This window comes from Bartonella sp. TT110JLCBS (assembly GCF_042193405.1).
Lineage (GTDB): Bacteria > Pseudomonadota > Alphaproteobacteria > Rhizobiales > Rhizobiaceae > Bartonella.
The window spans coordinates 1-7,346 of the sequence record NZ_JBHILT010000030.1; the positions used below are offsets into that span (position 1 = coordinate 1).

The 7,346-nt window shown below is 35.7% G+C and carries 1 protein-coding gene and 1 pseudogene; one reads left to right on the forward strand and one right to left on the reverse strand.

All coding sequences use genetic code 11. The features are described 5' to 3' along the window. Positions 1–1,027: 1,027 nt before the first annotated feature. Positions 1,028–6,001, reverse strand: coding sequence for a DEAD/DEAH box helicase (locus ACFILW_RS08425; protein ID WP_375685542.1), 4,974 nt, complete (start codon positions 5,999–6,001; stop codon positions 1,028–1,030). Between the two features lie 964 nt (positions 6,002–6,965). On the opposite strand from ACFILW_RS08425, the pseudogene ACFILW_RS08430 reads away from it, so the two are divergent. After that, positions 6,966–7,346, forward strand: a pseudogene (locus tag ACFILW_RS08430) (ShlB/FhaC/HecB family hemolysin secretion/activation protein); the annotation flags it as partial.

A 7,346-nucleotide genomic window follows, 5' to 3' on the forward strand; every position in this document is an offset into this window, starting at 1 on the left:
TATAACAAATGCTTTCATTTGCATTTTTGCTTTCTCTATAGTTGTTATGTTCTTTATAGCCATGGCATCATTTTTCATGTTCATAAGAGAAATGATAAATAGGATAATTGCGATTTATTGTCTGTTATGAAAACACTTATGAAAACATCTCAATAGAAACTGATCATTATAGAGATCAGTAAAATCCCTTTTAATAGACCGTGTCAGTGTTGTCAGTTCCTTTTAGACCTTCTATTATTTTTTTTATGAGTAAAAATTAAAAACATTATATTTCAATATGTTAGTATTTTAAAAACATAACTCATATCACTATTACAATCTTTAAAGATAACCAATGATGTGAATTGATTAAAACTTGTCAGTTATGTGTCAGTAAATTGAACTGACAAAATAGATTATTTTAGTGAGTGATTAAAATGTGCTTTATGAAAAGCATATGATCTTTTAAAGCCTTTCAAAAGATAGCTTGTAACTCATATGAAATGCTATCAAGACCATTATGGTTATGAGTTTTGAAGATTTTGAGTATTTTGAGGGTTCCTTTTACGCCCCTTTATATATTATTTTTCAATCAAAAATAAAAGTTATTATATTTCAATATGTTAATGTTTTAAATAAACAACCCATATTACACACAACACGTAAATACAATCTGTAATATATATAAAAAGGGGTTTTGAAGGTATTTTGAGGGTTTGAGAAACCTTCAAAACCTATAAGTAATATAAGAAAATGAATATACATAGCTCTCTTTAAACAAAGCTATCATTTTAGATTACGATATAACCTCTTAAAGGCAATGTAAAAGAAGCGTATTCACTTTAAGATGGGATTTCTTAAAAGTCTTAAAGCAATTCAAATAAGAGTATTTAAAAGTGCAAATGATTTCTTTTTAGAATAACGCATACAAACACTCCTTTTAAAGATTGTATGTAAGCAATTTATAAAGAGGGTATAGAACCTATAGGTTATAAGACCTTATACCCCTTTGTGAGGTTAACATGCCTATCATCTGAGCATGCCAAATCTATTCAGTTTCTCTCATTTCTAATTTTGGTAGTTTTTTTACGATTTTCATTGTTTCTAAACTTACGGTAATAACTCTTTGAAACAACTCTAGAGGGTAGGCAGGGTTGCCAATGGTTTCAACAGCATAGCGATTGGCATCATTAACAATGCCGCTCTTTTTATCAGTCTTTACACATTGCCGTTCCATAACCCATTCAAGAGCGGGTTTACCATTGACGATATATTCATAAGCTTCAAGAGGGATATCTGTCATTGTGACATTGCTGTTGTAAAAAACTGTCGATTTATCTTTTACTTTACTATTCCCAAAAAAATTCATTTCTGTAACATAATAGAATTTTTCAGGATTAGGGATATCAGTGAGTTTTGGATCACCTTTTTTAAAGGTTACAGGATAAGGTTCTACAGTTTCATAGTTCATATGCAAATGCCCCAGTTCACGCCCTGCAGTTACAAATTTCCAAAAATCTTCAGTGCTCTTTACACAAGGGATACGAGGCAATTCTTTAGAGAGGTTATCAGCATAACGGGTGCGGTAATCTTCTGAATGCAAAATCCCGTAAACATAATAAAATAGATCATCTTTAGTGATAGTTTCATTAGGATAAGCGGCTTTAAAATGTGCTAATCCTTCATCCGTAATGGCATCACGGCGTTGTAAACCAGCTGTTTTGTTTTCCTCTATAGAGTTTGTAAATAAATGGGATTGCTTTTCACTTTTCTCTTTTAAGGATACAATATCTTCATAAAGATATTGCGGAAAGCATTGACCGTTTTCTATCACCTGATAATCAGACACAGCTTTAATCATAAGAACAGAAAAGGTTTTTTTTGCTCCTATGCCTGTAAGTTGTATCATTTTATTTTCAACTGATTTTCCTATAGGAAATATACATGGCATTATGGAAACTCTATCGTTGAAAGCACGATTATAATAGAGCCATTGTTTTGTAAAAGGGCGATAAATACTTTGAATAAAGCACATCTCCTCGAACTCAAATAATTTTTCTCTTATAAATTCTCGTTTAAGAGTACTACTCCAACTGATCTTTGTAGCATCAGCGTTAACGAAATTGTCTATAGCCTTTTCACGTATTTTGCGATCAACATGTCCATAAGCTTCGTTAAAGCGCTCCACTTCGCTATTATAGAAGTTAATCATGTTGTACATGTTTTTTGATAAAGCATTACGACTTGAGTTGTATGCCCACGCATCACGACTGGTTAGAACGCCACAGGAATAAGTTTCAAAAAGCTTTGTATCATGACCTTTCTTAACACCTAAAGCTAGAAATGTCTTGAAACTGTCATCACGTTGATTTATCCAATCATTATGCCTATCCGGTGTAATTATTTGCCAACCTTGTTTACTCCGTGTAATACCATTAATGCTACCAAATTTTTTAATTGTCTTAAGCTTTTCTTCTCTATTGAGATAATCTCCAATATCACGGAAATATATTTTCCCATGTTGTTGTGCATTTGGATTTTTAACCAAAATAGAAATCGCTATAGGGGCACGAGAACCTTCACCAAAAATTTTTCCACCTTCTTTGCGAGAAAGTTCTCCAGAGGTTCGTTGATTACCACGTAAATGAAAAATATAAAGGCTGCTAAATTCTTCAACGAGGCATTTGCGTAAGCCATCCATAGATTTTGTATCTATAAAACTTGCATTTGTAACAAAACCAATCACACCACGGTCTTTTATACGGTCACTTGCCCAGCGAATGGCGCGGATGTAACTATCATAAAGCGCCTGCATAAGACTTGCTTTTGAATGAGCGGCATAAGTGTCACCAATACGTTTATTTAATATGGGATAGGGAGTGTTCTTTGCATTGTCGTTTTCGCTTTTTTGTCCTATCGAATAAGGAGGGTTACCAAAAATAACTTCGATATCCAGTTTCTTTTGATGCTCTAAATATTCACTGTTTTCTTTGAATAATTTTTGCAGCAGATTCTTTTCTTCAAGCATCCGAAACGTATCAGTCAAACCAATATGCTTGAAAGGGATATATTCTCCTTTCATGATACTATGATAGGTCGATTCAATGTTAATCGCTGCTATGTAATAGGCAAGTAAGACAATCTCATTGGCATGGATATCATAACGGTATTTATATTCCATATCCTCTGGTTTGATGAGATCTGATTGTAAAAGCCGTGTAATAAAGGTACCCGTTCCCGTGAAAGGGTCAAGAATAGAGACACCCCGTGAACCAAGGCTTTTTCCAAATTCATTGCGTAAAACATCATCAACAGAATGAATGATAAAATCCACAACCTCAATGGGCGTATAAACAATTCCTAATTTTTCTACCGTACGCGGAAAAGCATGACGGAAAAATTCATTATAAAGCTTTACAATTAAGTTTTGTTGTGCTTCAAGACTTGTAGTTCCTCGTGTGTAAAATTGTACATTCCTAGAGATAGTTCTGAAATCTTGAGATTCTTCTTTAAGAGTAACTTTATCAAGGATATTAAGTACACGTTGTAAAGCACAAGAGACGGGATTTTCTTGAACAAACTGATGCCCCTCAAACAAAGCATCAAAGACTGGACGCGTCACAAGATGTTGTGCAAGCATTTCAATCGCATTTTCTTCGGAGAGGGTCGTGTTTAAATTGTTACGTAATTCGGTCATAAAACCATTAAACACCCGCCGCGTTTCCGTTTCTGATTTTGTTAAAACTTCGGTTAAGCGTGTGATATGATTTTGAGCAAGATCAGCAACATTGGTTGCCCATCTTTTCCAATAGCTAGGGTCGTAATTTCTCTTAACAATAGCTGCTCTAATGACATCCGGATATTGAGAAAAAAGGGATAATTCTTCTTCTGGTTTATATCCGTGAAAGGATTCATAAGTTGGTGATCCAATGTTCAGTCCTGAATATTCTGATTTTGAGCGTATAGGTAAGTCATCAATAACCACAGTTGTATCTTCTGAGGTAGCCTTTTGAGAAGGAACAATAATATCAAGGGCATAGCTTACGTCCTGTTTTATGGACATATGGTGGATTATTTTATTAAAACTCTCATCATGGGCACGCAAAGCATTGACGACTTGCCAGATGACATCATATTTTGGATTATTTTCCAAGGCTTGTACTGGTGGAATGCCAGCCGGTACTCCAACGGGTAGAATGATATAGCCTCTTTTCTTACCCTCTGCTCGACGCATGACACGGCCTATTGCTTGAATAATCTCAATTTGACTTTTTCGCGGGTGTAAGAATAGAACAGCATCAAGAGCAGGAACATCAACACCCTCAGAAAGACAGCGTACATTGGTTAGCACACGACACGTATTTTCCCCCGCATCTTCCTTTAACCAGTCAAGTTGTTTTGTACGCTCTTTAGCACTAAAGGTTCCATCAATATGGGCAAGAGTACAGTTAAGAGGGGGAGTATCTTTATAGTTTTTATGAAGGGCGTGCAAAGATTCTTGAACTTTTTCTTTTTTGAATTCCTTGCATATGCGTTTAGAAGTATCAATATCTTTGCAAAATGCTAAAGCTCTACGCATGGGATTGGGGTCATCTTCAAGATCAAGTTTCAGATCCATTTTGGTAAGGGCTCTATAACAGCCATTAATCTTGGTCCTATCGTCAAGAATAAGTTCATAATTCTTATCGGTAATAAGATGTTGAATGGATTGGCTTACTTCTTTTTCATTGACAACTAATATGATAACTTTACAAGGTGATAACAGTTTATGTTCTAGAGCTTCCGCAAATGTATAATGATGCAGTTCTTTGCCATAAATTTTTTCGTCATCCATAGAGGTAAGAACAGTATCAGATAGGTCAGCTTTCCTTTTTATCTTATCTGTAAAGATTTTGGGGGTTGCTGTCATATATAGACGTTTTTTACCCCGAATGATTCTGTTATCATGAACCTTGATAAATTCAGATTCACGCTTGTCTGTTCCTAACACAGCCCCAGTTGTTCTATGTGCTTCATCGCAAATGATTAGATCAAATTCGGGTAAACCATGCTCTTTTTGCGCATCTGAAATCACTTGGATAGAATGGTAAGTTGAAAACACCACCGTCATTGCATCTGCTAGGTTTTCGCAAGCTTCTTTGGCAAGGGTTTGGGCATCCGTGGTAGCAGGGAGAACAAGATCTGATGTTTCCATGCCAACAATATCATCTTGGTTCTTACGACGCTTGCCTACTTTTGTATCCGAACACACAGCAAAAGAACGCAAAGGTACTTGTGCATCGGCTGTCCATTCACGGATTGTTTGTGAGACTAAAGCCAGAGAAGGGACCAGAAACAAAACACGCTTGCCTTTCCCAGCAAGGGTTTCTGCTATCTTCAAACTGGTGAAAGTCTTCCCCGTACCACATGCCATGATCAGCTTGCCACGGTCTGCTTCTTTTAAACCTTCACAGACTTTCTTGATGGCTTCTTCTTGATGGGAACGAGGCTCTTTGGTTGATTTCAGAACCACTTCTTGTTTTGTTGCAAATATTTGCCAATCTATCCGACTGTTTTCCATATGACGAAGGTCAATGCGATAAACGGGTATCGCTTGTCCTTTAATCATGGTATTCACATTGTCACTTAATTCCACTTCTGTGCTGTCAACGAGAAGACGATATTTAAAGATGTCTTTTCCAGATGCCGCGATAAAGCTATCAATATCCTTTTTACTGATCTGATGGTCTGCCTGATAAAACTTACATTGAATAGCGACATAACCCTCTTGATTGCGAAGTTTGGCAACCAGATCAATGCCGATATCATTTTTATTCCAACCTTCACGCTCTTTCGCCCATTCATAATAGCTCTCAACTTTTTCATATCGCCCATAGTGGAGAGGGTCATACATAAGATATTTTGTCACAAAATCTTCAAATACTTTCCCCCGTAGAGCATTTGATGTTGCCTGTTCACGATAGGATTGTAAAAGGGAGTGTAAAGTGATGTGTTTGTTATCATACTTAATAGATTGCAGCATATTGTAATAAAAATCCCTTGCCTTATGATATGATCAATAATCATCAAAAGAATCAAAACGAATTCAATTAAATGCATTTAAAGCAAATAACGATAAAAATGGGAAAAAACTGCTAAAAAGCCGATATTTTTTCAAAAGGGGTTTAAAAGGCTGTTTATCAACAGCCCATGGCATAGGATAAGATCAGCAAAGTAGTAAAATTTGCTGTTCGTTTCACGTGTTCATCAAGACAAATGAACTATGTGCTTTTAAAATATCATAATGAGTATTTTGATAGGTTTTATGAGTCACTAAAATAATCTAATTTGTCAGTTTAATTTACTGACACAAACTGACAAATATATATTATGGATTGTATTTAAGGTTGTATTGTCGATATAGGTTGTATCGTTAAAATGCTAACATATTGAAATATAATGTTTTTAATTTTTTCTCATTTAAAAAAATAATATAGGCTCTAAAAAGAACTGACAACACTGACAGCACTGGACAAAACTCTTCTGTTCAGATCACTCAGATCATTGTCTTTGGAGAACGGTTGCTTAATGCGCTGTACAGAGAGTTTTGCCTATTTGAGTAGAAAGTTTTAAAAGAGGTTTCTTTATTGTTTTCTATGATGGTTTTTGACGACAGGATGTTCTTGATCGCATGATGTCTCGTTTATATGCGTGTTGAGTGGCTTAGAGGAGCTGGAGAGTGAATTTATCTCTAATTATTGATAAATATATTGTAGCATTAAACTGGGGATATTGATGTATTAACCATTGACGGGCTAAACAGTTTTGTTTAGAGGTCTTTTTACATAAATGTGGGGGAGAGATCTTCAGCAGTTAAAATAAAGCAGTTTTTGGGTGTCACTTTTTTGGTCACAGAGGCATGTGCTTTTGTTAAAAGTGTTATAGGGCAGTGGCTGTTTTGAGTGGGTTTATTAGCGGTTCCATGAAGTTCTTTTAAATCATGCTTCATGAATAGTGCAAAGCGGGGGCAATCTGTATTGTTTTGTGTATTTTTACGCCAAAGTTCTCTTTTGAGAATTTTTCGTGCCATTGTTGTTTTCTTTGGCTTGTTTACAGGTGTAAATGTTTATGCGCGTTCCTCAGCTATTTTTCATTCCCCAACAGATAATTTTTCTCGCCAACAATCTGAGAAGCAGCAATTAGAAAGAATTGAGAAATTACGCGCTTTAACGCCTAAAAGGATAAAGACGCCTTCAGAGCAAAATCCAGAAACGCTTTTGGGTGGGAAGCAATGTTTTCCCATTCATGCTCTTGTTGTTGAGGGAGTGCATCATGTCAAAAAGCGCTCTATATCAGCCGTAACAGAGCCTTATGTTGGAAGATGTATT

Excerpts from the sequence above, each read along its gene's own strand:
- ACFILW_RS08425 (WP_375685542.1), bottom strand. The coding sequence starts at position 6,001 with ATGCTGCAATCTATTAAGTATGATAACAAACACATCACTTTACACTCC.